We start from the raw sequence: 24,426 nt of genomic DNA on the forward strand, positions 1-24,426 counted from the left end.
ACCGAAGACCGGCCGGGAACGGGGTATCAACATATCTGGCGTTGATTTTTGGCACGCTGTTGAGTTCTCAAGGAACGGACGCTTCCTTTGTACTCACCCGAGCTACTCTCAGGCTTTCCTCCGGGCACTTTCCCTTCGGTCTTGCTATCTTGCGTTTCCGACTCTATCAGACCGTTTCCGGTTCCGATTTCCTCGGTGCTTTCCAGGTTCCCGCTTCCGCGTTTCCGCTTCTGCGTTTCCCTTTCCGGCGGTTCCGACTTTATCAGAGGTTCTGAGTCGGAATTTCCACCCGGTCCGGTTGGCTCCTGGCGCATCAGTTGCGCCGGGTTCCCTCCTGGGCGGAGCCGTAAACGTACTGGAGCGGGGCGCCCCGATGCAAATCGAGGTGCCCCGCTCCGGCTGAGCGCTGACGGAGGGTCAGACCTCAACCACCACAGGCAGGATCATCGGCCTGCGCCGGTAGGTGTCGGAGACCCACTTGCCGAGGGTGCGGCGGATGAGTTGCTGCAGCTGGTGGGGTTCGACGACCCCGTCCTGTGCCGAACGCTCCAGAACCTCGGTGATCTTCGGGGCGACCGCGCTGAAGGCGGAGTCCTCGATGCCGGAGCCGCGGGCCTGGATGTGCGGCCCCCCGGTGATCTTGCCTGTGGAGGAGTCCACGACGACGAAGACGGAGATGATGCCCTCGTCCCCCAGGATCTTGCGGTCCTTGAGCGCCGGCTCACCGACGTCACCGACCGAGAGGCCGTCGACGTACACGTAGCCGGCCTGGACCTTGCCCGCGATCTTGGCCTTGCCCTCGATGAGGTCGACGACCACGCCGTCCTCGGCGATGACGATGCGGTCGTGCGGTACGCCGGTCAGAGCGCCCAGTTCCGCGTTGGCCCGCAGGTGGCGCCATTCGCCGTGCACCGGCATCAGGTTCTTCGGGCGGCAGATGTTGTAGAAGTACAGCAGCTCGCCGGCCGAGGCGTGTCCAGAGACATGGACCTTGGCGTTGCCCTTGTGGACGACCTTGGCGCCCCAGCGGGTCAGGCCGTTGATGACGCGGTAGACCGCGTTCTCGTTGCCGGGGATCAGGGACGAGGCCAGGATCACCGTGTCGCCCTGGACGATGCGGATCTGGTGGTCCCGGTTGGCCATGCGGGACAGGGCCGCCATCGGCTCGCCCTGTGATCCGGTGCAGACGAGGACGATCTGGTGGTCCGGGAGGTCGTCGAGCGTCTTGACGTCCACGACCAGGCCCGGCGGAACCCGCAGGTAGCCCAGGTCCCTGGCGATCCCCATGTTCCGGACCATCGAGCGGCCGACGAAGGCGACCCGGCGGCCGTACTCGTGGGCGGCGTCGAGGATCTGCTGGATGCGGTGGATGTGGCTGGCGAAGCTGGCCACGATGATCCGCTTGCTGGCGCCCGCGAACACCTGGCGCAGGACGTTGGAGATGTCGCGCTCGGGCGGAACGAACCCCGGGACCTCGGCGTTCGTGGAGTCGGAGAGGAGGAGATCGATCCCCTCCTCGCTCAGTCGTGCGAACGCGTGCAGGTCTGTGAGGCGGTTGTCCAGCGGGAGCTGGTCCATCTTGAAGTCACCCGTGTGGACCACCATGCCCGCGGGGGTGCGGATGGCCACCGCGAGGGCGTCCGGGATGGAGTGGTTGACCGCGACGAACTCGCAGTCGAAGGGGCCGATGCGCTCGCGGTTCCCCTCGGCCACCTCGAGGGTGTACGGGCGGATGCGGTGCTCCTGAAGCTTCGCCTCGATCAGGGCGAGGGTCAGCTTGGAGCCGATCAGCGGGATGTCGGGCTTCTCGCGCAGCAGATACGGGACCGCGCCGATGTGGTCCTCGTGACCGTGCGTGAGGACGATGCCCTCGATGTCGTCGAGGCGGTCCCTGACGGACGAGAAGTCCGGCAGGATGAGGTCGATTCCGGGCTGCTCCTCCTCGGGGAAGAGCACCCCGCAGTCGACGATCAGCAGCCGGCCGCCGTACTCGAAGACGGTCATGTTCCGGCCGATCTCGCCGAGACCGCCCAACGGGGTGACCCGGAGGCCACCTTCGGGGAGCGGCGGCGGCGGGCCGAGTTCAGGATGCGGATGACTCAAAAGACTCTCCTCACCACGCGCGCCACGTACCTCTGTGGCACGTGGCGCGCATGACGTTCGTGCAAAAGCAGTTGTGGATGTGGATGCAGGCGCTTCGTCCTGCCTATTCAGTTGTGAAGTCTGGTGTCGCGTCGTGCGAAGTCCGGTGTTAGAGCTGTACCCCGCCGGCACCAAGATCGATCTTGAGCTGGGCGGTCTCCTCGGGCGAAAGTTCCACCATGGGGGCGCGCAGCGGTCCGGCGGGCAGGCCCTGGAGGGCGAGCGCCGCCTTGGTGGTCATCACGCCCTGGGTACGGAACATGCCGGTGAAGACCGGGAGCAGCTTCTGGTGGATCTCCGTGGCCTTCTGGACGTCACCGGAGACGTACGCGTCGACGAGGGCGCGCAGTTCGGGGGTGACGACATGGCCGACGACCGAGACGAAGCCGACCGCGCCCACGGAGAGCAACGGGAGGTTGAGCATGTCGTCGCCGGAGTACCAGGCGAGGCCGGAGCGGGCGATGGCCCAGCTGGCCCGGCCGAGGTCGCCCTTGGCGTCCTTGTTGGCGACGATGCGCGGGTGCTCGGCGAGCCGGACGATCGTCTCGGTGTCGATCGGGACGCCGCTGCGGCCCGGGATGTCGTAGAGCATGACCGGGAGGTCGGCGGCGTCGGCGATCGCCTTGAAGTGGCGGTACAGGCCCTCCTGCGGGGGCTTGTTGTAGTACGGCGTGACGACGAGGAGGCCGTGGGCGCCGACCTTCTCGGCGGCGCGGGCCAGCTCCATGCTGTGGTGGGTGTCGTTGGTGCCGACGCCCGCGATGATGTGCGCGCGGTCGCCGACGGCTTCGAGGACGGCTCGTACCAGGTCCGATTTCTCCGCGTCACCGGTGGTGGGGGACTCGCCGGTGGTGCCGTTGATCACCAGGCCGTCGTTGCCTGCGTCCACCAGGTGGGTGGCGAGCCGCTGCGCGCCGTCGAGGTCGAGTGCGCCGTCCGCCGTGAAGGGCGTGACCATGGCGGTGAGGACCCGCCCGAAGGGGGTCTGCGGAGTCGAGGTCGGAGCCATGGGTAACACGCTACTCGCTGCTCAGGGCGCGGTCTGCCCTCGGGGGGCGGGAAAAGTCAGGACAAATGCGGAGCCCGGCACTGCCTGCTCGGGGGTTCAAGCAGTGCCGGGTCCGTTTGATCAGGCTAGATGAACTTCGCGAAATGCCGCAATACGGACACTTCGCTCGGCTGACCCGCACATCTGTGCCTGGCCGAAAGTCGACGGTCGGCTACGGCGCGGCGAAGTCCGCTACGGCGCGACGCGGCCGTTCGCGTTGAAGGCCGCGTGTGTGAGCGGCATGAGCCGCGCCCACTCCGTCTCCATCCGCTCGCCCACCATCTCGATCTCCCGCTGCGGGAAGGACGGGACCTTGGCGAGCTCGTGCTGGGTGCGCAGACCGAGGAAGTGCATCAGCGAGCGGGCGTTGCAGGTGGCGTACATCGAGGAGAAGAGTCCGACCGGGAGGACCGAGCGGGCTACCTCGCGGGCGACTCCGGCGGCCAGCATCTCCTGGTACGCCTCGTACGCGTGGACGTACGAGTCCTCCATGACCCTCCCGACCAGCTCCTGCTGCGCCTGGGTGCCCTCCACGAAGACGTACTTCCCGGGACGGCCCTCCTGGACGAGCTTGCGGGCCTCGTCGGGGACGTAGAAATGGGGCTGGAGTTCCCGGTAACGGCCCGACTCCTCGTTGTACGAATTGTGGACGACGATCCCGTTGGCGAGGAAGTTGTGCCAGGGGCCTTCCACGGAGAGGTCGTACGTCATCTCCTCGCCATCCTGTTCGACGGCGACGATCCGGTCCGGAACGGCTTTGGCGATCTTGCCGCCTCGACGGGCCAGGGCCTGCTCGCCGGCACTCTTGATCGCGTGGCACGGTTCACACGCGGGGGCGAGGTTCTTCTCGTCGAGTGCCTGGGTCAGGTCGCCCGCCACCGGAACCACGTGGTCCAGGGCGAGTTCCGCCCGGGGGAAACCCTGGCCACAGAGGTGGCAGACGTCGATCTCCTTGATCAGCCGCTCTCGCTGCATGGAGGTCCACACGCCGATGCCGCGACGCAGGCTCGGCGGGACCAGTGCCTCCGACGGGCGGGGGACGGTTCCCGCCGCCATGACCGCGTCCCCGACGGCCAACTCCCCGGCCTTGCTCCAGCCCTCAGGCGTCAGCACCGCGTGATCGACCGTGCAGCGGAGCGTCTTCCCGGACTCGGTGGTGATCCTGATGAGCGGCTTCACCCCGGACTCGATGACGTCGACGATCCTGGCTCGCTGGGCCAGCATCGTCTCCTCGTCGTAGCAGCGCACATGATTGCGGCGGACCGATTCGAGCTTGCGGATACGAGTACTGGGGTGGAGTTCCCGGAATTCCGCCACGGCGGACTCGGCGGCCTCACGGCTCTCGTACAGGCCGAGGTAGTGGTTCTTCTCGCCGCGCCGGACCTGCGCCATCCACTTCCCGGCCCGGCTGTGCCAGGTCACTCCACCGGCGGAATGCGGAAGACGGTCCTCAACTCCGAGGTGCCAGAGCTTGTAGAGCTCTGCGATGGAGCGCCGCCTGAGATTGCCGGTTTCGCTCTCCAGCGTGATCTCTGTATCTCCGGCGATGCACCACCCCACCCGGTGCCGCATGAACTCGCGGAAGACGAAGATCGGGGCGCTGATGAAGAAGGTCATCGAGTTGTGCTCGAAGGGGCTGCCGTGCCGGTCCCGCATGAGGTAGTTGATGAGGCCCTTGGAGCGCTCGGGGTCCTTCTGCAGCTCCTCCAGGGACTGCTCGCCGGCGGTGGAGACGCGGGCGGCCCACAGCACGTCCGAGTCGGCGGCGCTGTGCTTCACCAACTCGACGGTGACATCGCTGCGGAAGCTGGGCTTGAGATCGTCGACGGGAGTGTCGGTCACGGCTCGGAGGGTCCTTCCCATGGCTGCTCTCGGGCGGCGCCCACTCTACGGGCCGGCACCGACGAGGGGCCGGATGCCCCGAGTTGCGCCCTCTTGTGCCTCTGTTGGACCCCCGCGAGTGGTGGGGAAGGGTCCGGCTCGGTAGCCTCACCCGGCGATAGCTGTGCGTGGATTGAGTGAGGTTCAGCCGTGCCCCTGCCCTTCCTGACCGCCGACCGCGCCTTCGACCAGGTGGTGGACGAGGCGCTGCCGTTCGAGGACCGTGACCGCTGGCGGCGTCCCTACCGGCCCGGCCCGTGGCGGGTCGGCGCGGCCGCGCTCCTGCTGCTGCTCGCCTCGTACGTGCTGGTCGCGGCGGTCATCATCGCTGCGGCCGAGACACCGCAGGCGGGCGCGATCTGCTTCGGGGGCGCGCTGCTCATCATCGTCTGCGCCCTGCGGCTGCTGCGGGTCGGCATCTGGGTGAGCGCGCGCGGCGTGCGGCAGGTGGGCTTCTTCCGCACGCGGACGGCGTCCTGGGAGGCGAGCGTCTCCGTGCGTACCGTGCAGCAGCCGGTGCGCTGGCTCGGGCTCCCGCGCTCCGTGCAGGGGCAGGCGGTGCTCCTCGTCCGCAGGGACCGGGTGCAGGAGTACGTGACGCCTCTGATGACCACGCACAACGCCGACTTCCTGGCGCGTACGGAGGCCTTCGACCGGGCGGCAGACACCATCGAGGCGTGGGCGGCGGAGTACGGACGCGCCGCGTAAGCGAACACCGAGGTCACCGAGGTCACCGAGGTCACCGATAGGTCGACGACGGCCGTGAGGGGCCGGTCCGCGCTCGCGGGCCGGCCCCTCATCGCTGTGCGGAGGTACGGCGGGTCAGGAGGTCGGGGCCGGTCTGCCGTCGTGCAGGGCGATGGCGCGCTGCATGGCCTTGCGGGCCCGGGGGGTGTCGCGGGCGTCGTGGTAGGCGACGGCGAGACGGAACCAGGTGCGCCAGTCGTCGGGCGCGTCCTCGGTCTCCGCCTTGCGCTGCGCGAAAACCTCGTCGGCCGAGTCGCGGTCGATGCGGCCGCTCGGGGTGCGCTTCAACTCGTCGACGGGGAGGCCCCCTTCGGCGTCGAGTTCGGCGGCGAGCTGGTTGGCCCTGCGGACGAACTGGGTGTTCTTCCAGAGGAACCAGAGACCGATCGCCGGCAGGACGAGCACGGCGACGCCGAAGGCGATCGTGATCGGGGTGCCGGTCTCTATGAGCAGGATCCCGCGGCTGCCGACCAGGACGAAGTAGACGACCAGGACGGCTGCCGTGACGGCGTAGGTGATCTTCGCGCGCATGACGTTGTCGGCCTGTCAGCCCAGGTCGAGGAAGTGTTCGAGGCCGAAGGTGAGGCCCGGGGTGGTCACCACGCGGCGGGCGCCGAGCAGGATGCCCGGCATGAAGCTGCTGTGGTGGAGGGAGTCGTGGCGGATGGTGAGGGTCTCGCCCTCGCCGCCGAGGAGGACCTCCTGGTGAGCCAGCAGGCCGCGCAGCCGGACGGAGTGGACGGGGATGCCGTCGACGTCCGCGCCGCGTGCGCCGTCCAGAGCCGTCTCCGTGGCGTCCGGCGCCTGAGCCGTGCCTGCCGCGCGGCGCGACTCCGCGATGAGCTGAGCCGTGCGCGTGGCGGTGCCCGAAGGGGCGTCGACCTTCTTCGGGTGGTGCAGCTCGACGACCTCCACCGACTCGAAGTAGGGGGCGGCGATCTGCGCGAACTTCATGTTCAGGACGGCCCCGATGGAGAAGTTGGGCGCGATGAGCACGCCGGTCTCCGGGGATCCGGCCAGCCAGCCGTTCAGCTGCGCGAGGCGCTCGTCGGTCCAGCCCGTCGTGCCGACGACCGCGTGGATGCCGTGGCGGACGCAGTAGTCGAGGTTGTCCATGACCGAGGCGGGGGTGGTCAGTTCGACGGCCACCTGGGCGCCGGTCTCCGCCAGCGTCTCCAGCTTGTCGCCCCGGCTCAGGGCGGCGACCAGCTCCATGTCCTCGGCGGCCTCGACGGCCCGTACGGCCTCGGAGCCGATACGGCCCCGGGCACCGAGGACCGCCACACGCAGCTTGCTCATTGCTTGGTTCCTTAACTGGGGTTAGGCGACGGCTTCGTGCAGACGGGACGCCTGTTTGTCCTTGAGCGGGCCGATCACCGACAGGGAGGGGCGCCGGCCCAGGATCTCGCGGGCCACGGCACGGATCTCGTCCGGGGTCACCATGGCTATCCGGGTCAGCATCTCGTCGACGGACATCTGCTCGCCCCAGCACAGCTCGCTCTTGCCGATGCGGTTCATGATCGCGCCGGTGTCCTCCAGGCCGAGGACCGTGGAGCCGCGGAGCTGGCCGATGGCGCGCTCGATCTCGTCGTCGGGCAGGCCGTGCTGGGCGACCTGGTCCAACTCGTCGCGGCAGATCTTGAGCACGTCGTGGACCTGGGAGGGGCGGCAGCCCGCATAGACGCCGAAGAGGCCGCAGTCGGCGAAGCCGGACGTGTACGAGTACACGCTGTAGGCGAGGCCGCGCTTCTCCCGGACCTCCTGGAAGAGGCGGGAGGACATGCCGCCGCCCAGTGCCGTGTTGAGGACGCCGAGGGCCCAGCGGCGGTCGTCGGTGCGGGAGAGGCCGGGCATGCCGAGAACTACGTGCGCCTGCTCGGTCTTGCGCCCGATCAGCTCGACACGACCGGCCGTGCGCAGGCTCCGGGTGCCCTCGCGCGGGGCGATCGGGGTGGCGTCGACGCGGGTGAGGGCGCCGGCGCTCTCGAAGGCGGCGCGAACCTGGCGTACGACCTTGTTGTGGTCGATGTTGCCGGCGCAGGCGACCACGAGGTGGGTGGGGTCGTAGTGCTTCCTGTAGAAGCGGCGGATGCGGTCGGCGCTGAGGGCGTTGACCGTGTCGACCGTGCCGAGGACCGGGCGGCCGAGAGGGGTGTCGCCGAACATCGTGTGCGCGAACAGGTCGTGCACACAGTCGCCCGGGTCGTCCTCGGTCATCGCGATCTCCTCGAGGATGGCGCCGCGTTCGACGTCGACGTCCTCCTCACGGATGAGCGAGCCGGTGAGCATGTCGCAGACCGTGTCGATGGCCAGCGGCAGGTCGGAGTCGAGCACCCGCGCGTAGTAGCAGGTGTACTCCTTGGCCGTGAACGCGTTCATCTCGCCGCCGACCGCGTCGATCGCGGACGATATGTCGAGCGCGCTACGGCGGGCGGTGCCCTTGAAGAGCAGGTGCTCCAGGTAGTGCGTGGCGCCGTTCAGCGCGGGCGTCTCGTCGCGGGAACCGACGTGCGCCCAGATGCCGAAGGTCGCCGAGCGCACGGACGGCAGGGTCTCGGTGACGATGCGCAGGCCGCCCGGGAGGGTGGTCTTGCGGACCGTGCCGATGCCGTTCGCGCCCTTGATCAGGGTTTGGGTACGGGCGACGGCCCGCGCCTCCGTGGAGGTGCGGGCCGTCGCCTTGGAGCTACGGGACGTCACTTGTCGCCGTCGTCCTTCTTGTCCTCGGAACCTTCCTCGCCCTCGATCACGGGGATGAGGGAGAGCTTGCCGCGGGAGTCGATCTCGGCGATCTCGACCTGGACCTTGGCGCCCACGCCGACGACGTCCTCGACGTTCTCCACGCGCTTGCCGCCGGCGAGCTTGCGGATCTGCGAGATGTGCAGCAGACCGTCCTTGCCCGGGAGCAGCGACACGAACGCGCCGAAGGTCGTCGTCTTCACGACGGTGCCCAGGTAGCGCTCGCCGACCTCCGGCATGGTCGGGTTGGCGATGCCGTTGATCGTGGTGCGGGCGGCCTCGGCGGACGGTCCGTCGACCGCGCCGATGTAGATCGTGCCGTCGTCCTCGATCGTGATGTCGGCGCCGGTGTCCTCCTGGATCTGGTTGATCATCTTGCCCTTGGGGCCGATGACCTCACCGATCTTGTCCACGGGGATCTTGACGGTGATGATCCGCGGGGCGTTGGGGGACATCTCGTCCGGCGTGTCGATCGCTTCCATCATCACGTCGAGGATGTGGAGGCGGGCGTCACGGGCCTGCTTGAGCGCGGCGGCCAGGACGGAGGCCGGGATGCCGTCCAGCTTGGTGTCGAGCTGGAGGGCGGTCACGAACTCCTTGGTGCCGGCGACCTTGAAGTCCATGTCGCCGAAGGCGTCCTCCGCACCGAGGATGTCGGTGAGGGTGACGTAGTGCGTCTCGCCCTCGATCTCCTGGGAGATCAGGCCCATGGCGATACCGGCGACGGGGGCCTTCAGCGGCACACCGGCGTTCAGCAGCGACATGGTGGAGGCGCAGACCGAGCCCATGGACGTCGAGCCGTTGGAGCTGAGCGCCTCGGAGACCTGACGGATCGCGTAGGGGAACTCTTCGCGCGTCGGCAGGACCGGGACGAGGGCGCGCTCGGCGAGGGCGCCGTGGCCGATCTCGCGGCGCTTCGGGGAGCCGACGCGGCCGGTCTCGCCGGTGGAGTACGGCGGGAAGTTGTAGTTGTGCATGTAGCGCTTGCGCGTCACCGGCGACAGCGTGTCGAGCTGCTGTTCCATGCGGAGCATGTTGAGGGTGGTGACGCCCAGGATCTGGGTCTCGCCACGCTCGAACACGGCGGAGCCGTGCACGCGCGGGATGGCCTCGACCTCGGCGGCGAGCGTACGGATGTCCGTCACGCCGCGGCCGTCGATGCGCTTCTTCTCCTTGATGACGCGCTCACGGACCAGGGACTTGGTCAGCGAGCGGTACGCGGCGGAGATCTCCTTCTCGCGGCCCTCGAACTGCGGGAGCAGCTTCTCGGCGGCGAGCGCCTTGACGCGGTCCAGCTCGGACTCGCGCTCCTGCTTGCCGGCGATGGTGAGCGCCTGCGCGAGCTCGTCCTTGACGGCGGCCGTGAGGGCCTCCAGGACGTCGTCCTGGTAGTCGAGGAAGATCGGGAACTCGCCGGTGGGCTTGGCGGCCTTCGACGCGAGGTCGGCCTGGGCCTTGCAGAGGACCTTGATGAAGGGCTTCGCGGCGTCCAGACCGGCGGCGACGACCTCCTCGGTCGGCGCCTCGGCGCCGCCCTTGACCAGCTGGATGGTCTTCTCGGTGGCCTCGGCCTCGACCATCATGATCGCGACGTCGCCGTCCTCCAGGGTGCGGCCCGCGACGACCATGTCGAAGACGGCGTCCTCGAGCTCGGAGTGCGTCGGGAAGGCCACCCACTGGCCGTTGATCAGCGCGACGCGGACGCCGCCGATCGGGCCGGAGAAGGGCAGGCCGGCCAGCTGCGTGGACGCGGAGGCGGCGTTGATCGCCACGACGTCGTACAGGTGGTCGGGGTTGAGCGCCATGATCGTGGCGACGACCTGGATCTCGTTGCGCAGGCCCTTCTTGAAGGACGGGCGCAGCGGGCGGTCGATGAGGCGGCAGGTGAGGATGGCGTCCTCGGAGGGACGGCCCTCACGGCGGAAGAAGCTGCCGGGGATCTTGCCGGCGGCGTACATCCGCTCCTCGACGTCCACCGTGAGGGGGAAGAAGTCGAGCTGGTCCTTGGGGTTCTTGGAGGCGGTGGTGGCCGACAGCACCATGGTGTCGTCGTCCAGGTACGCCACGGCGGAGCCGGCGGCCTGCTTGGCCAGGCGGCCCGTCTCGAAGCGGATGGTGCGGGTGCCGAAGGAGCCGTTGTCGATGACGGCCTCGGCGTAGTGGGTCTCGTTCTCCACTAGTGAATTCTCCTCGTCTTCGTCCCTGGTCCCGCCCGTGTGGCAGGGGGACGGTGGCGGAGAAGCGCGCCGTCTGGTGCGGGCCGGTCTTCGATCGAAGCCCTCGGGGGTCGCAATTCCCCGGGGGCCACTACCGAGGACCGGCGGCGGCGAGGTGCGCTTCTCCTCGTTCGGTGTGCGTGCGGTCGCCCGTGCCCGGGCGTCCTCACGCTGTGTCGTGCCTCTTGCGTTGTGCTACCACACTACAAAGGGGTGGTGACACTCCGCACGTTTCCGCCCGTACGTCCCGCGTACGGCGGGGCCGCGCGCCCCCTTCCCGCGGGGTCGCGCCGGGGTCCGGCGGTGCCGCGGAGGGGCGTAGGGCAAGTACGGCGAGTACAGCAAAAGGAGCGGTCCCCATTCTCCCGGGAACCGCTCCCCTGCACGGCGTCCTACTTGGCGCCCGCCGCACCGCGGCGGATGCCGAGGCGGTCGACCAGCGTACGGAAGCGCTGGATGTCCTTCTTGGCGAGGTACTGCAGCAGCCGGCGACGCTGACCGACCAGGATCAGCAGACCACGGCGGGAGTGGTGGTCGTGCTTGTGGGTCTTGAGGTGCTCGGTCAGGTCCGAGATGCGGCGGGAGAGCATCGCGACCTGGACCTCGGGGGAGCCGGTGTCGCCCTCCTTGGTACCGAACTCGCTGATGATCTGCTTCTTCGTAGCGGCGTCGAGCGACACGCGATACTCCTCATGAGTCTCGTTGATGCCACCGAGTGCCCCTGGTCTTCTTCTCAGGGGGGCTTCTGTGACTCGGGTGGCGGGTCCGTCGGCGCTGCCTCCGGGGTTCTTGGGAGAGCCCGGAGGTGCGTACACAGACGGCCGTCACACAGGGTACCAGGGCGGGGGACCGGCCTGTCCGGGGGCCCGTCAGCGCCTGTCGAGGGCGACGCTCTCATAACCGATCGCCACGGTGGTCTCCTCCCCGACCTCACCCTTGTCGCTCGGGCCGTACAGGGTTTCGGTGGCGAAGTAGATCCGGCCGTGCTCGTAGATGATGTCGTCCTCCGTCGGATCACCGACGGCGCCGAGGTCGAGGATTCCACCGATCAGCAGGAGGAGCGTCTCCTTGCGGGACACCGGATCGAGGCTGACGACGGCGGCGGGCGAGAGATTGCCGGCCTCCCGGTACGCGATCAGTTCACCGCCGCTCATCCTCAGCGGGTACATCCGCCGTCCGGGTATGGAGTCGAACTTGAACACGGTCCTTCCGGTGCCCAGGTCGTACGCGACGATGTCGTCGTCCGTCGTGATGTAGAGCCGCTCCTTCCCGACGACGATCGTGCTGCAGGTCTCGACCACCGCGTTGAACGTCTCGCTGCAGTTGATGACCTGGTGATCGCGGTTGGGCTGGATCGAGGCGCGCGCCTTGCCCCTGTCGTCGAGGGAGATCAGGTCGGTGACGGCGTAGCCGCCCGCCATGACGGCGATGACAGCCGGCTCGGAGGAGATCAGGTAGACCTCGTTGACGCCCGTGGCGACCTTGTAGGTCCACTGGGACTTGCCCGTGCGGGCGTCGACCTTCTCCACCCGGAACTCGGGGTCCCCCGAGTCTCCGCACCGCTGCAGCGCGATCAGACCCCGGCCCCCCGCGAACCCGGAGTCCTCGCACGCCGACGGTGTGGTGTCGGCCCACAGCCGCTTGCCGGTGGTCATGTCGTACGCCGCCGAGCCCTGTCCCCAGGTGACGAGGACCGCACCGTTGGTCATCGTGACGTTGACCGACGTGGCGCTGCCGTCGCCCGGCAGCCGCACGTCCCACCTTTTCCTGCCAGTGTCGACGTCGAAGACCGCGAGGCGGTCGCAGGGCAGGCTCATGGCCGTGGAGGTGGGGTTCTCGTCCGGATCGGGGCTCTGGCCGGGGTAGGCGACGGCCGTCCAGCCGGCCACGCTGACGTGGCGCGTCACCGCGCACAGTGGGGCGGGGAAGTCGAGCTTGTACAGCTCCTTGCTCTTGTCCCCGTGTTGGGTGAACCCCTGGACGTAGTCCCCGACGCCCTTCGCGAAGACCTTTTCCGTCGCCCAGGTGCCGATGGACGAGATGTTCCTGCCCACCGTCTTGATCTTTTCGACGAGGTAGAGGGACCTGCCGCCCTCCGGCGACTCGGGCGCCTTCTCCACGGTCTCGCGGATGTCGTCCGGAGCCTGCCGGACGGCCACCGGACGCCGCTCCGGCTCCACATCGTCACCGCCGGACCTGAGGCCCAGGATGCCCACGGCGACGACCGCCGCGGCCAGAACCGCCGCGCCGGCCGTCCTCAGGCGCCGAAGTCGGGTGCGGCGCTCGGATGCGAGGGCGGAGGCGGTGTACGGAGAGTGGAACGGGCCGCTCACAGGCCATGGCCTTCCTGTGCGATGGGGACACTGCCACCCGGGTATGGGCGCGAAGGATGATCAAGAACCATACGGCTCGCCGTGCGGCGGCGACCGAGCCCCCGCGTGGAGCTTTGGTGAGGGCGCACCGAACCCTGTAACGAAGCTGACACTCCTCGTTACGGTCGTACCTGGGCGAACCCCTGAGCAGCGAGAACGGCAGCAAGTAGGGTGACCTCACGGTGCGTTGGCGCGGAGGAAGGATCGATGCCGTCATGGCCGAGGCTGAGGACAAAGAACTCAAGGCACGCAAGGAGCGGGAGAAGGACGAGCTCTACGCGCTCGACATCTCGGGTCTCGAGTGGCACAGCGCCCCTGGCACGGAGGAACACGAGGAGCGAGTGGAGATCGCATACCTCCCGGAAGGCGCGGTGGCGATGCGGTCGTCGCTCGACCCGGAGACCGTGCTGCGCTACACAGAGGCGGAGTGGCGAGCCTTCGTGCTGGGAGCCCGGGACGGCGAGTTCGATCTGGAACCGACTCCGCACCATGGGGGGCTGGACGTGGAGACCGGCCTCTGATGCATGGGGTAGGGAACCAGCGATCGGCTTCCCTGCCCCATTGGCTTGCACGGTATCCGCAGATCCGTCGGCATCGTTGACAAGGTCGCCCTGTTCCTTGCTCGTGGAGGAAACCTCCCCGGCGCCGAGGGTCGTCACCACAACGGTTCACGCGCTGGTCCATCCGCCGCGACAGTAGGCCGGTGGCAAAGGCAAGGGAGCGAGCCGGAGTTCGGCCCTGACTGCCTGTCCGCCCTCGCCCCGGCGACAGATCGCCAGGCCCGTCGGCGGAAGAGCACTGCCCGCTTCCTACCCGGACAGGTACGCGGGACGGGCCCTAGCTCGTCAGGGCCCTGGCCCTTGCGTACACGTCGAAGACGGCCAGAGCCAGGGGGATCAGCGTGAGCAGGACGAAGCTCTCGGCGATCTCCAGGAAGCGTCCCCAGAACGGGGTCACACCACGCTGCGGGGTGATCAGACCGATCGCGGTGACGAGGACGACGGCTGTGGCGATCGCCGCAGCGAGCCAGACGCTACGGATGTCGAGGGCAGCCGTATCGCCGAGGACGGCGTCGCGCACATAGTCCTGCGGCGGGTTCAGCGCGAGCCCGAGTCCGAGGAAGACCAGGGCCGTGAGGCCTGCCGCCAGGGCAGCACCCACCTGCGCGGTGTAGCGGAAGAGGTGGGCGCGCATCAACATCGCCACACCTGTGGACAGAGCCAGAAGCTCCGCCCACACATTGCCGGAGAAGGCCAGGACGATCGACGCGCCCACGGAGACGAGCGCACAGCCGCCGACGAGACCGACGAGAAGCTCGTGGCCGCGGCGGGCCTGGGCCGCGACGCGTTCGACGTCGATGGGATCCTGCGCGTCCGGCTCACCCTCGTCGTAGCCGCCCCAGGACGGATTGGGCGGTTCGAAACCGATCGGCAACCGCGCGAAGCGCATGGACAGGCCGGGCAGGAAGGCGAGCGCGACAACGGAGAGCGGGGCACAGATGGCGGCCGTCTCGATGGGCCGCAGCTTCGTGAGGATGGCGATGAAGGTGGTGATCAGACCGATCGCGGTGGCGAAGACGAAGGCCACGAAGGGACCGTCGCCTCCGGGCGACAACAGAGTGAGCAGCACAGCGGCGAGCAGGACGGCCGTGCAGGCGAGCAGAAACTGCAGCCGCCCGATGCCCTGTCCCTCGGAGAGAGGAAGCAGCCCGGAACCGGCCACAGCGACGTTCGGGAAGGAACCCAGGCCGAGAGCGATGGCTGAGCCGCGATCGTCGTACACCCGTGCGCGCACGCAGGCGATGGTGAGCAACAGCAGTCCGAAAACGCCGGCGATGACGCCCTGCAGGCTGTGCATGTCGTGACGGATCTCGGAGCTCCAGGCCACGAACGCCAGCAGCACCGGCAGGACGCCGCCCGCGATGAGACCGGCGGTCCGTGTGAGCTCGCCGTTCCAGAGGGTGCGGTCACGGGTGACGGCAGCGGCCACCGCCTCGGAGACGTCGTCGAGGACGGCCGGCGGCAGCGACGCCGCGAACGGACGCAGGGTGAGCAGCTCTCCGTCGAGGATGCGCTGCGCCGCGAACGACCGCGCCCCGTCGAGGACTGTGCCGTCACGGCGTACGAGGTGATAGCCGACAGGAGCACCCTCGTCAGGGCTCTGCTGGGAAAGCCTCAGGATCTCCGGATACAGGTCGGCGACCGGTACGTCGTCGGGCAGCGCCACGTCGATGCGGCTGTCGGGTGCCACGATGGTGACCCGGCAGAAACCCAGGCCCGCGCCTGCTCCGGAAGGGGCTCCGATGCCCGGTCCGCCGGTCGCGCCGACCGGCGCGGAGGCCGTCAAGCTCACCTGCTGTTCCCCCTCGTCGGTGATCGGGCGGTCCGCGGTGCCGCTGCATACCCGTCCGCCCGCAAAGATCCTGTGCACGTTGCGCCGCGCCGCCCACGCAACCGGGCGACGATGTCGTCACGCCCGGGAAGTGCGGGGCGGCGCTTGGTTCCGAGCGTTGCGGATTGCCCGGTTTTCCCGGAACGATTCGCAACTGCTCACACACCTCATGGGCACCCTACCGCCCGCCGGTACCGGTGGTTGTCAGTAGGATCACCGTTCGCGATCGACGTCCGCCGGACACGGGGCGGCGGACGAAACATCTCGGTCCGGCAAGGGAATTGGTGCGTAGTGAGCCACATCGTCGTCAAGCGCCCACCGCGGGCGCTGCCGAAGGAAGTGCCCACGGACGAGGTCGTGCTGCAGCCTCCGCCGGAGCTTCCGCGTGGGCAGCAGGAGGGTGCACTTATGCAACTCCTGCCCATGCTCGGCATGGGCGGTTCCGTGGTGTTCTTCTTCAACCCGCAGGCCCAGCCCTTCATGAAGATCATGGGCATGGTGATGGTGGCCTCCACGATCGCCATGGGCGTCGCGATGCTGGTCCGCTACCGCCGCGGCAACCAGGGCCAACTGGCGGACATCCGACGGGACTACCTGCGTTACCTGTCGCAGACCCGGCACCAGGCCATGGACACCGCCAAGGCCCAGCGCGATGCCCAGTACTACCTGCATCCTTCACCGGAGCAACTGTGGGCCCTGGTCGCCGAGGGCAGCCGGGTGTGGGAGCGGCGCACCGGTGACGAGGACTTCGGGCAGGTGCGCGTCGGCCTCGGCCCCCAGGGCCTGGCGACTCCCCTGATCGCACCGCAGACCGCTCCGGTCGACGAGTTGGAGCCGCTGACCGCCGGGGCCATGCAGCGTTTCCTGGCCACGCACAGCACGCTTGAGGGCCTGCCGATGGCGGTCTCGCTGCGCGCCTTCTACCACGTGACGATCAGTGGCGAACCCGGCACCGTGCGCGGCACCGCCCGAGCGGTCACGGCCTGCCTCGCGGCGCTGCACTCATCCGAGGACCTGGTCATCGCGATCGCCACCGGGCGGGAGGCGGCGCCCGCGTGGGAATGGGCGAAGTGGCTGCCCCACACGCAGACACGGGGCGTCACGGACGGCGCGGGCAGCATGCGTCTGATCACCACCGATCCGATGGAACTGGAGGACCGGCTGACCGACGTCCTCCAGGGCCGCCCGCGTTTCCACCCCGCCGCTCCGCCGGTCTCCGAGCAACCGCACCTGGTCGTCCTGCTCGACGGTGTCTCACTGCCGCCCGCTTCCTTGTTGGCCGGTCCTGAAGGCCTGCAGAGCGTGACGGTCATCGAGATCGTCCCCGGTGACCTCAGCTCCGGGCGCGGCGACCTCTCGATCATCGTGCAGCCCAAGGAACTGCGTCTGGAGTCGGCGCACGGCATGGTCTACGAGGGCACACCGGACGTCCTGTCGTACGAGGCCGCCGAAGCTCTTGCCCGACAACTGGCGCCGCTGCGCATGGCATCGGGTGGCGACGACGGCGAACCGCTGCTGGCCAACCTGGATTTCACGGAACTGCTGAACCTGGGCGACGCGGCTTCGGTCGACCCACGGCGCACCTGGCGCCCGCGTTCGCAGTCGGAGCGGCTGCGCGTACCCATCGGCCTCGGCGAGGACGGCCGGCCCGTGATGCTCGACCTCAAGGAGGCCGCGCAGGAGGGCATGGGTCCCCACGGCCTCTGCGTCGGCGCGACCGGTTCCGGAAAGTCGGAGCTGCTGCGCACGCTGGTCCTGGGCCTGGCCGTGACCCACTCCTCCGAGACGCTGAACTTCGTCCTGGCGGACTTCAAGGGTGGCGCGACCTTCGCCGGCATGGCGCAGATGCCCCACGTGGCGGCCGTGATCACCAACCTCGCGGACGACCTGACCCTCGTCGACCGCATGGGCGATTCCATCCGCGGTGAGCTGAACCGTCGCCAGGAGCTGCTCCGCGATGCCGGCAACTACGCCAACATTCACGACTACGAGAAGGCCCGCGCCGCCGGCGCCCCGCTGCAGCCCATTCCGTCGCTGGTCCTGGTGATCGACGAGTTCAGCGAACTGCTCACCGCGAAGCCGGACTTCATCGAGATGTTCGTGCAGATCGGCCGTATCGGCCGTTCTCTGGGTGTGCACCTGCTGCTCGCCTCGCAGCGTCTGGAGGAAGGCCGCCTGAGGGGGCTGGAGACCTACCTGTCGTACCGGATCGGTCTGCGGACGTTCTCGGCCGCCGAGTCCCGAGCCGCGATCGGTGTCCCCGACGCGTACGAGCTGCCGAACGTGCCGGGCTCCGGCATCCTGAAGTTCGGTACGGAGGAGATGGTGCGATTCAAGGCGGCGTACGTCTCCGGTGTGTACCGCACGGGTTCCCAGCAGGCCGTCGTGCCCGGCGGACCGCTCCCGGTCGACCGTCGACCCGTGCTGTTCACCGCGGCCGATGTCCCTGTGCAGTACGCGCCGGTACCGCAGCAGCGTCAGGAAGAGCCCGACGCGCAACAGGACGACGCGCTCGCCGACACCGTGCTGGACGTGATCGTCCGGCGTCTGGAGGCCCAGGGGCCGGCCGCCCACCAGGTGTGGCTCCCCCCACTGGACAGTCCGCCCTCGCTCGACTCGTTGCTCCCGGGGCTGGCCCCGGTGCCCGGCCGGGGCATGACACAGCCCGGTTACGAGGGTGCCGGTCGGCTCGTCGTCCCGGTCGGCCTCGTCGACAAGCCGTACGAGCAGCGGCGCGAACCGCTCTGGACCGACTTCGGCGGCGCGGCCGGCCACATGCAGGTCCTCGGCGGCCCGCAGTCCGGCAAGTCGACACTGCTGCGCTCGATCATCGCGTCGTTCGCCCTCACCCACACCCCTCACGAAGTGCAGTTCTACGGACTCGACTTCGGTGGTGGCGGTCTGTCGGCCGTGGCCGACCTGCCGCACGTGGGAGGGGTGGCCTCACGACTGGACCCCGAGAAGGTCCGGCGTACGGTGGCCGAGGTATACGGCGTCCTGACCCGCCGTGAGGCGTACTTCCGCACCGCGAACATCTCGTCGATCGCCGAGTTCCGTGCGCGCCGTGCACGGGGGGACATCTCAGTGACCGACCAGCCCTGGGGCGACGTCTTCCTCGCCATCGACGGCTGGGGCAATTTCCGTACCGACTACGAGGCGTTGGATCCGGTGATCCTGGACATCGCGGCGCGCGGCCTCGGTTACGGCATCCACCTGATCCTCACCGCCTCGCGCTCCATGGAGGTCCGTTCGAACCTCAAGGACCATCTGATGAACCGCTTGGAGTTGCGGCTCGGCGACCCCATGGACTCCGAGTTCGACCGCAAGGTGGCAGCGAACGTTCCCACAGGTGTTCCCGGACGCGGTCAGACACCGCAGAAGCAACACTTCATGGCGGCGGTCCCGCGTATCGACGGTCTGTCCTCCGACACGGATTTGGCGGAGGCGACGGCGGCCCTCGCCTCCGAGGTCGGCCGTCACTGGCAACAGCCTGGCGCTCCCGAAGTCCGCTTGCTGCCGCGGGAGTTCCCGGCATCTCAGCTGCCCCCGGGCAACCGCTTCCCGAACCGCGGTATCTCCTTCGCCCTCGACGAGGACAGCCTCGAGCCGGTGTTCGTCGACTTCGACCAGGACCCGTTCTTCCTCGTCTTCGGCGAGAGCGAGTCCGGTAAGTCGAATCTGCTGAAACTGCTCATCAGGCGTCTCACCGAGCGCTACGACAGCGACAACTGCAAGCTGTTCGTGGTCGACAACCGCCGCTCGCTGCTGGGTGTCACCCCTCCTTCCCATCTGGCGGAGTACATCCCCATGTCGAACCAGATGCAGCACCATATGGACGCCCTGGCCGACCTCATGCAACGCCGCACCCCCACCGCGGACGTCACACAGGAGCAACTGCGCAACCGCAGCTGGTGGCGGGGCCCCACGGTGTTCGTGATCGTCGACGACTACGACCTGGTGTCCACGTCGAGCGGCAACCCGCTCTCCGGGCTCACGGACATGCTCCCGTTCGCCCGTGACGTCGGCGTCCGCTTCATCATCGCCCGCTCCACCGCGGGTGCCGGCCGCGCAGGCTACGAGGCCTTCACTCAGCGCATCAAGGAACTCGGGGCTCAAGGCGTCGTCCTCGCGGGCGACCCGGGCGAGGGCGACCTGCTGGGCGGTGTACGGCCGCGGCCGATGCCTGCGGGGCGCGGTGTGTTCGTGTCTCGGAAGCGGGGGAAGCCGTTGGTTCAGGTGGGGTTGACCGAGGACGGGAATGTGTGAGGACGGGAATGCGGAAGGACGGGAGTTGGTGACGGGTGACGGACGGGTGTCGGTCTGCTGATCGTCGCCCGAGTCCCTGATCCGACAACGGGGTGGGCGCCTCCCGCGCGCGCCCACCCCGGAACTGCTCCACGAACCTCGTGCTACTGCAGGTAACTCGCTCCCCGCTTGTCACCTTCCATGTAGGTACCACCCGCCGTGGCCACGACGTGACCGATACCCGTGAGGGCGGTGTGGATGTCGGTGGCTTCCTTGTCCCACCTCTTCAGCTTGGCATCGAAGGCGCTCTGGGACTCACCCTCCCAGTACTGCAAGCTGTTCTCGACGAGCCTCTTCAGCTCCTGCAGGTCCTGCTCAAGGTCCCTGGCCTCATTGGCGATTTTGGTCGCCGTGATGTCGAGCGCGTCATAAGTGACGGCAAGTCCGTCGGTGTAGTTACCGGCCATCTCTACCAACCTCGTCTCACTGGTCCGTGCTGATGCGGCCGTAAGTCCGGCCCTGGTCCAAAAATCGGCTCAACTCATGGAACTGAAGGGAGAAACCGTCGGGGCACCGTCCTGGAGGTCGATCCTGTTGACCGCCGCGCGCACCTCGTCTTCCTTGCTGTCGACGATGTTGCGCGCCGAGGTCATAGCGTCGATGACCTCAGCAAGGATGTTGCCCATGTTCCGCAGCGATTCGTTGATCTCGAACTGCTTCTTGTCGAACGCGGATCGACCGATTCCGTCCCACTGACCGGTCTCCAGGCTGTCGATGATTCCCTGAAGCCTGTGAACACGCGACTTGACGTTCTCGTACTTCGAGAGCATCTGCTTCTGGAGCAGAATTACCGCATCGTTTTCGAGCTTCTGCTTGCCGGCCATGGTCAGCCGTCCTTTCTTTTTCTGCTTCCTGATCCAACTGTCTTGGCTTGAGCCGAACAGCGCAGGGCTCGTGACGGCCTTCTACGGCTGTCGATGTCACCTGGCGCGTCGCGCCCGCATTACGGCCACGCCGACACCACCGATCACGATGGCTGCGGCGGCTGCGCCGAGCGCGATCCAAAGGGTGTTGCTGTCATCGGTCGATTTCGCAGCTGATCCTGCAGCCGATGTGCCGCCTGTGGAGCGCTCTTCGGGTGCCGGTGATGCGATCGACGGAGAGGGGGAGGGAGGGGGCGAAGCAGCGGACGCAGAGTCGGCCAGAAGATCTCCGCCGTTGTCCTTTGCGAGGGGGTCGACGTCGGCAGAGCCGGCGTCATAGTCCGGGTCCTTGAGAACGATCCGAGGACGGACGAAGCCATAACCGGCGTACTTGCTCGGTTCGTCCTTCGCCCATGTGCGGCCAGCGGTATCGATCAGGGAGCGGGTGACCTGGTTCACCGTCCAGTCAGGGTGGGCGGACCAGATCAGGGCCGCGGAGGCGGCGGCTACGGCGACTGCAGGACTCGTGCCGGACCTGTCGTCACAGTACGAGCGGAAGGTCGCATCGCACCACCCCGGGAAGCCTGCCCCTGGTGCCGAGAGATCCACGTAATTTCCTGACGAGGAGAACTCTGGCACCGTTAGGGAGGAGTCCACTGCCGCGATCCCGAGCACATACGGGTATGCGGCCGGATAGCCGATCGCGCCCTTGGTCTGCCCCTTGTTGCCAACCGAGGCGATCATCAACTTGCCCTTCGAAGCGGCGTACTCGACGGCTTCCTTCTCTTTGGAACTCGGCCCCACTGATCCGAACGACATGCTGATGATCTGCGCGTCAGTGTCGGCTGCCGCCCTGATCGCTTCTATGAGATCAGGGGTCTTCTCCAGTTCCTCCGCCCCGCCCTTAAGTCCCTCAAGCTCAATGCGATACGGAATGATCTTCGCCCCCGGCGCCAACCCCTGCAGGCCTCCGCCTGCTCCCGTACCTGCGATCAACTCGGCCATGGAGGTTCCATGGCCTAGTTGATCGTCCGTAGCGCCGTACGCAACCGACTTGGGCACTTCGTCGACCAGAACCTGCCCCTTCAATGACGGGGTATCTGCGTTCACCCCGCTATCGATGACAGCCACCTTGATGCCCTTGCCTGTGCTGACCTTCCACATCTGTTGGGCCTGCATCGCTTCCAGGTACCACTGCTCGGACTGGGCGTCGTACGCAGCGGCACCAGGAGCGAATCCCACACTCACGACCGCCAGGGCACCGACCAGCGCACCCACAGCCCGGACTCGTCTACCGCAGCGCGATCCATGGAACATGGCCTGCTCGGCTCGTCGGCTGGTCCCTGACGTCATCGTGTTCCGTGTCCTCGCTCATGCTCGGTCAGTTGACGACCGGCGGCACGTCACGCCGCGGCCTGTTGGGCAGGTCAGTCTCTTCGTCTTCGAGCCGGTGGTCGAGGCGCGGCAATCCCTGGGTGTTCCCGTCGTTACCGGGCGTCCCGTGGCCAGGGCCGCGCACGAGTCCGGCGCCGCCACGCGTCAGGCCGTTACGCTCGGCTCCTGACACGGAGTTGCGTGCGGTCGGCCTACCCGTGACAGCCTCGGTTGTTCCGGAACCCCCACGAGGGGGTGTCGCGCTTGAATTTGACCTCGCCCCGGTCTCAGGCGTTCCGAAAACCCCACGCTGCCCCGGCCGACCAGTAGCAGGCCGCGAGTTGGCCGCCGCCCCCTCGCCACCGATGATCGTGCCGCGAGGAATTCTCGCCGCACCCTTCGCGGAAGCGCCGCCAGCGGCAGTGGGCTGTCCCCCGACAACTCCATTCACGCGACCGGCTCCGGTCACAGGACGGCTGTTCGCCTGCGGAGCAGCCGTGCCACCGGCTCGCGGCGTACCGACGGTGACCGCACGGCCCATCTGGGACGAATGCGATCCGGGAGCCACGCCTCCGGCAGTGGGCCGTCCGGTCGACGTGGGTCGCCCCATCTGGTTCATGGGCCCTTGCCCCGTAGAGCGTCCAGGAGCCGAACTAGGCGAACCGGGCAAACCAGTGCGCCCCTGAGCCGACGCAGGATTACGGAAACTATTCGATCCGCCCAGGTTCCGGCCTGACGTACCGTTTGAGACCGGTGCCCTTAGACCACCCTCGAACATACCCTGCTGGCCGCCACCGGGAGCAGGGGTACCCAATGACGGCGGAATGTGGCCGGTCGCGGGTGTAGTTGTGGACGGTGGCAGCGTGCCGACGCTGTCGATATTGGTACGGACAGGCTCGTCGGGGTACGTGATCTTACTGGTGACGTCATTGGTGGTGAGCTGGTTGTCGCTTGCAGTGTGCCTGGAGATATCGCCAGTCGCCTGAGCGCCCACGGAAGGTGCTGTCCCGTGGGTGTGTGAGTCCGTACCGGCCGCCGAAGGGCCATAATCCACCTGCGGAGCAACAGGCTTGGGAACTCCGACATCAGGCATGGCCGTGAACTCCGGCGTCTTGTCCTTGGCAGGTAGGGAGGCCAGCACCTCTTCGGACACCGCGTAGTACGAGGCCAACCGGTTCATCTGGTTGATCGCCTCTTGACGGTCCTTCTCCACCCGTACGGCTGCCGCATACTCGCTCTTGTCCGCGACTTTCTCGGCCTCTGTGAAGTGCTCGGGCCGCTTCCGGCTCGCTTCCGCGTCACGAGACGGCATGGCACCGCGCACAGACGCAAGGCCCACGGCGGCTGCGGTGATCTGGTCCCCTGCAGTTCCCGCGAAGTCACTCAAGTGGTGCGTGTTGGTGACGAGCGAGCTGCCCCACTTGCGGAAGGCATCACCCGATTCTCCGACCCAGTGGACGTTGTCGATGTGGCCTTCGAGTTCGTCAGCTGCCGCCTTGATGGCGTCGCGCGCATCCCACAGCGCCTTGCCCGAGGATTCCAGGTCCTCCGGGTCTGTTCGCTCGACGAGGTCAATCAGCTGATTGAGGTCGAAGTCACGCTTCTCGAAGTCTGTCCGATCCGCGATGGTCCGCCCCAGCGAACTGTCCACGAAGGCCGAGCGCACCATTCGGTTGAGCAAGCCACCTTGCGGACGGTCCTCAAACCCTCGGACAATGTCCGTGACGCCGTTCTGCCCTTCGACGCGGTCGACGTCCGCCTCGTGCCGCTTGTCAGTCATCGTCACTTCACCATCGTGCGGCCGTCACCGACGCGTTGCTTGCCGTCCTTGGCATCCTGGATCTCCGTGATCTCTCCTTGGATGGCGTGGAACCGCTGCCGCAGTTCCTCCTCAAGGTTGTCGAAGCCCCGATGCGCACCCTGAACCGCGATGGCGGTCGCCTCAATCTGCAGATGCAGGGTCTTGGACAGGGACGTGAGCTCTCGATGGACCCGGTTGTACTGCGTGTACAAGCCATCGGCCTCAGGGAAGATGCCGTCCGCCCCCGCGCTCAGGGACGTGGACCTGATGGTCTGAGCACCCACCTTCGTCGGGTTGCCGGCCGACGTCTCAAGGTCGCGGAGAACCGCGTCCACCCGCTTCACGAACTTGTCCAGCGCCTCGCCACTGGCCTCCAGGTTCGCCGCCCTGGCCGCCGACACACCCCCCGCCATCTCTGCCGGAAGCACGATGCCCCTCCCCGTTTCCCCGCACACCCGTCAGCCCCGACCTTGATCGGGACTCGGCCAACCACGCGCCGTACGATTCGCAAAGCGAGCCGTGCCTCACGGCGCTTTTGCCACTGTAG

General features: G+C 67.8%; 17 protein-coding genes and 3 pseudogenes. 3 read left to right on the forward strand and 17 right to left on the reverse strand.

Translation table 11 applies throughout. From position 1 onward, the window contains the following. Positions 1-417 precede the first annotated feature (417 nt). The 5 genes and pseudogenes from P1P70_RS05980 to P1P70_RS06000 all read right to left on the reverse strand — a co-directional run. Positions 418-2,103, reverse strand: a complete 1,686-nt coding sequence (locus P1P70_RS05980; protein WP_319235184.1) for a ribonuclease J — start codon at positions 2,101-2,103, stop codon at positions 418-420. Positions 2,104-2,251: 148 nt separating this feature from the next. Then, positions 2,252-3,151 carry a 4-hydroxy-tetrahydrodipicolinate synthase gene (dapA, locus tag P1P70_RS05985; RefSeq protein WP_319235185.1) on the reverse strand — a complete coding sequence of 300 codons (900 nt, stop codon included), beginning with the start codon at positions 3,149-3,151 and terminating at the stop codon, positions 2,252-2,254. Between the two features lie 231 nt (positions 3,152-3,382). Next, a pseudogene (gene thyX / locus P1P70_RS05990) lies at positions 3,383-3,832 on the reverse strand (FAD-dependent thymidylate synthase); the annotation flags it as partial. 3 nt (positions 3,833-3,835) lie between these two features. Further along, positions 3,836-4,762: pseudogene (locus P1P70_RS05995) on the reverse strand (HNH endonuclease); the annotation flags it as partial. Continuing rightward, positions 4,742-5,032: pseudogene (locus P1P70_RS06000) on the reverse strand (FAD-dependent thymidylate synthase); the annotation flags it as partial. The pseudogenes P1P70_RS05995 and P1P70_RS06000, both read right to left, overlap by 21 nt. 189 nt (positions 5,033-5,221) lie before the next feature. Here P1P70_RS06000 and P1P70_RS06005 point away from each other — a divergent pair. After that, the gene (locus tag P1P70_RS06005; RefSeq protein ID WP_319235187.1) at positions 5,222-5,779 is read left to right on the forward strand and encodes a hypothetical protein; all 558 of its coding nucleotides are present in this window, start codon (positions 5,222-5,224) and stop codon (positions 5,777-5,779) included. A gap of 114 nt (positions 5,780-5,893) precedes the next feature. Here the strand turns inward: P1P70_RS06005 and P1P70_RS06010 are convergent, their stop codons facing one another. The 6 genes from P1P70_RS06010 to P1P70_RS06035 form a co-directional block, all read right to left on the reverse strand. Continuing rightward, complete coding sequence (locus tag P1P70_RS06010) at positions 5,894-6,349, reverse strand: hypothetical protein (protein WP_319235189.1); 456 nt, start codon at positions 6,347-6,349, stop codon at positions 5,894-5,896. 15 nt (positions 6,350-6,364) lie between these two features. After that, positions 6,365-7,117: a 4-hydroxy-tetrahydrodipicolinate reductase gene (gene dapB, locus P1P70_RS06015; RefSeq protein ID WP_319235190.1), complete on the reverse strand. Its 753-nt coding sequence runs from the start codon at positions 7,115-7,117 to the stop codon at positions 6,365-6,367. A gap of 21 nt (positions 7,118-7,138) precedes the next feature. Continuing rightward, entirely contained in the window at positions 7,139-8,518 is a 1,380-nt protein-coding gene (locus P1P70_RS06020; RefSeq protein ID WP_319235192.1) for a pitrilysin family protein, read from the reverse strand. Next, positions 8,515-10,734 (reverse strand): polyribonucleotide nucleotidyltransferase, encoded by a 2,220-nt coding sequence (locus P1P70_RS06025; RefSeq protein ID WP_319235194.1) that lies wholly within the window; start codon positions 10,732-10,734, stop codon positions 8,515-8,517. Before P1P70_RS06025 ends, P1P70_RS06020 begins: the two co-directional genes overlap by 4 nt. Positions 10,735-11,165: 431 nt before the next feature. After that, entirely contained in the window at positions 11,166-11,453 is a 288-nt protein-coding gene (gene rpsO / locus P1P70_RS06030) for a 30S ribosomal protein S15 (protein WP_033529274.1), read from the reverse strand. Between the two features lie 189 nt (positions 11,454-11,642). Continuing rightward, complete coding sequence (locus tag P1P70_RS06035; protein ID WP_319235196.1) at positions 11,643-13,106, reverse strand: PQQ-binding-like beta-propeller repeat protein; 1,464 nt, start codon at positions 13,104-13,106, stop codon at positions 11,643-11,645. A gap of 254 nt (positions 13,107-13,360) precedes the next feature. On the opposite strand from P1P70_RS06035, the gene P1P70_RS06040 reads away from it, so the two are divergent. Next, the gene (locus P1P70_RS06040; RefSeq protein ID WP_319235198.1) at positions 13,361-13,666 is read left to right on the forward strand and encodes a DUF397 domain-containing protein; all 306 of its coding nucleotides are present in this window, start codon (positions 13,361-13,363) and stop codon (positions 13,664-13,666) included. A 316-nt stretch (positions 13,667-13,982) separates the two neighbouring features. Here the strand turns inward: P1P70_RS06040 and eccD are convergent, their stop codons facing one another. Further along, complete coding sequence (eccD, locus tag P1P70_RS06045) at positions 13,983-15,491, reverse strand: type VII secretion integral membrane protein EccD (RefSeq protein ID WP_319235222.1); 1,509 nt, start codon at positions 15,489-15,491, stop codon at positions 13,983-13,985. 336 nt (positions 15,492-15,827) lie between these two features. On the opposite strand from eccD, the gene eccCa reads away from it, so the two are divergent. Beyond that, positions 15,828-19,802, forward strand: a complete 3,975-nt coding sequence (eccCa, locus tag P1P70_RS06050) for a type VII secretion protein EccCa (RefSeq protein WP_319235200.1) — start codon at positions 15,828-15,830, stop codon at positions 19,800-19,802. 143 nt (positions 19,803-19,945) lie between these two features. On the opposite strand, the gene P1P70_RS06055 is transcribed toward eccCa, so the two are convergent. From P1P70_RS06055 to P1P70_RS06075, 5 genes are all read right to left on the reverse strand, one after another. Continuing rightward, positions 19,946-20,248, reverse strand: coding sequence for a WXG100 family type VII secretion target (locus P1P70_RS06055; RefSeq protein WP_086798066.1), 303 nt, complete (start codon positions 20,246-20,248; stop codon positions 19,946-19,948). A 69-nt stretch (positions 20,249-20,317) separates the two neighbouring features. Next, positions 20,318-20,665, reverse strand: a complete 348-nt coding sequence (locus P1P70_RS06060) for a WXG100 family type VII secretion target (protein ID WP_037691671.1) — start codon at positions 20,663-20,665, stop codon at positions 20,318-20,320. Positions 20,666-20,761: 96 nt separating this feature from the next. Then, a complete protein-coding gene (locus P1P70_RS06065) occupies positions 20,762-22,021 on the reverse strand; it encodes a S8 family serine peptidase (protein ID WP_319235224.1) in 1,260 nt (419 codons plus the stop codon). Positions 22,022-22,085: 64 nt separating this feature from the next. Further along, on the reverse strand, positions 22,086-23,858 hold the full coding sequence (locus P1P70_RS06070; RefSeq protein ID WP_319235226.1) for a hypothetical protein: 1,773 nt from the start codon (positions 23,856-23,858) through the stop codon (positions 22,086-22,088). A 2-nt stretch (positions 23,859-23,860) separates the two neighbouring features. After that, positions 23,861-24,307, reverse strand: coding sequence for a hypothetical protein (locus P1P70_RS06075; protein ID WP_319235202.1), 447 nt, complete (start codon positions 24,305-24,307; stop codon positions 23,861-23,863). Positions 24,308-24,426 lie beyond the last annotated feature (119 nt).

The sequence above is a fragment of the Streptomyces sp. MB09-02B genome (assembly GCF_033794485.1).
GTDB lineage: Bacteria > Actinomycetota > Actinomycetes > Streptomycetales > Streptomycetaceae > Streptomyces.

What these genes read in the sequence shown, in the direction of transcription:
- P1P70_RS06040 (WP_319235198.1), top strand. Translation starts at nt 13,361, where the DNA reads ATGGCCGAGGCTGAGGACAAAGAACTCAAGGCACGCAAGGAGCGGGAG.
- P1P70_RS06065 (WP_319235224.1), bottom strand. Translation starts at nt 22,021, where the DNA reads ATGTTCCATGGATCGCGCTGCGGTAGACGAGTCCGGGCTGTGGGTGCG.
- P1P70_RS06070 (WP_319235226.1), bottom strand. Translation starts at nt 23,858, where the DNA reads ATGACTGACAAGCGGCACGAGGCGGACGTCGACCGCGTCGAAGGGCAG.
- P1P70_RS06010 (WP_319235189.1), bottom strand. Translation starts at nt 6,349, where the DNA reads ATGCGCGCGAAGATCACCTACGCCGTCACGGCAGCCGTCCTGGTCGTC.
- dapA (WP_319235185.1), bottom strand. Translation starts at nt 3,151, where the DNA reads ATGGCTCCGACCTCGACTCCGCAGACCCCCTTCGGGCGGGTCCTCACC.
- dapB (WP_319235190.1), bottom strand. Translation starts at nt 7,117, where the DNA reads ATGAGCAAGCTGCGTGTGGCGGTCCTCGGTGCCCGGGGCCGTATCGGC.
- P1P70_RS06060 (WP_037691671.1), bottom strand. Translation starts at nt 20,665, where the DNA reads ATGGCCGGCAAGCAGAAGCTCGAAAACGATGCGGTAATTCTGCTCCAG.
- P1P70_RS06055 (WP_086798066.1), bottom strand. Translation starts at nt 20,248, where the DNA reads ATGGCCGGTAACTACACCGACGGACTTGCCGTCACTTATGACGCGCTC.